1 protein-coding gene is annotated in these 1,234 nt (G+C 59.3%); it reads right to left on the bottom strand.

Annotation, left to right across the window (positions count from 1 at the left end):
• Window positions 1–214: 214 nt before the first annotated feature.
• Window positions 215–1,012, bottom strand: a complete 798-nt coding sequence (locus AAEZ05_RS27690; protein ID WP_045062031.1) for a transporter substrate-binding domain-containing protein — start codon at window positions 1,010–1,012, stop codon at window positions 215–217.
• Window positions 1,013–1,234 lie beyond the last annotated feature (222 nt).

The raw sequence follows: 1,234 nt of genomic DNA, 5'->3' as shown, positions 1-1,234 counted from the left end.
CACACAAATCCCCTGTGGCAGCCCGCCAGGAAGGCCGTCATCGCCAGCAGGCTGGCTCCCACACTGGATCTGTGGCGTACACAAATCCCCTGTGGCAGCCCGCCAGGAAGGCCGTCATCGCCAGCAGGCTGGCTCCCACACTGTGGCGTACACAAACCTCCTGTGGGAGCCAGCCTGCTGGCGATGGGAGCGGCGCGGTCTTACTGACCGAGCCTTATTCCATGTCCTTGAGCCAGGCGGTGTCCTTGAACCACTTGTCATGGATGCGATCGTAGGTGCCGTCTTCGTGGATCTGGTGCAGGAAGTTGTTGATGAAGTTGAGGCTGTCGTAATCACCCTTCTTCAGGCCAAAGGCCAGCGGCTCGTAGGTGAACGGCTTGTCGAGGAATACCAGCTTGCCGGCCCCGACCTTGTTCACGGCGACAACGTTGTACGGCGCGTCGTAGATGAAGGCATCGGCCTTGCCGTTGACCACGTCCAGCACAGCTTCCTGCTCGTTGTCGTAGCCGTGGTACTTGGCCTTGGAGATCAGCTTCTTCGCGACCATCTCGCCCGTGGTGCCGAGCTTGGAGGTGATGCGGTAGTCGGCGGTGTTCAGGTCCTTGTAGGACTTGATGGTGCCTTCCAGCTCTTTGCGGATCAGCAGTGTCTGGCCAACGACGATGAAGGGGTCGCTGAAGTTCAAGCGCAGGTTACGCTCCTGGGTCAGGGTCATGCCGCTGCCGATCATGTCGAATTTGTCGGTCATCAGCGCCGGGATGATGCCGTCGTAGCCGGTGGACACCAGCTCCAGCTTGACGCCCATGGCCTTGGTCATGGCTTTGAGGATGTCGACTTCGAAACCGATGATCTCGCCGCGCTTGTTGGTCATTTCGAAGGGCATGTAGGTCGGGTCCATCCCGACTTTCAGCGTGCCGCGCTTGACCGCGTCATCGATGGCACCGGCCTGCGCCGTGCTGACTGCAACCAATGCCGTGACGCCGACCAGCAGCATCGAAAGATACTTCTTCATCATCAAGTCCCCAAAACCATTGCGGTATGAGGCGCGCAAACAGCAGATTTCCCTGGGGAAACCGGCAGATACGAACAAAAAGTTGTCCGGGCGCACCAATTCGGGGACGGATGCTATCGCAGCCTTGAAGGATTTGTTAGACGCAAAAGCAAAAGATCGTCCGACCGCGGCCCGAGCCTCCGGCAGCTCCTACGGATAAAGCCTGTAGGAGCTGCCGGAGGC

This window comes from Pseudomonas sp. HY13-MNA-CIBAN-0226, assembly GCF_040310305.1.
Taxonomy (GTDB): domain Bacteria; phylum Pseudomonadota; class Gammaproteobacteria; order Pseudomonadales; family Pseudomonadaceae; genus Aquipseudomonas; species Aquipseudomonas gregormendelii.
The sequence above is the reverse complement of the archived record's forward strand: the minus strand, read 5'-3'. Positions and strand labels throughout refer to the sequence as shown.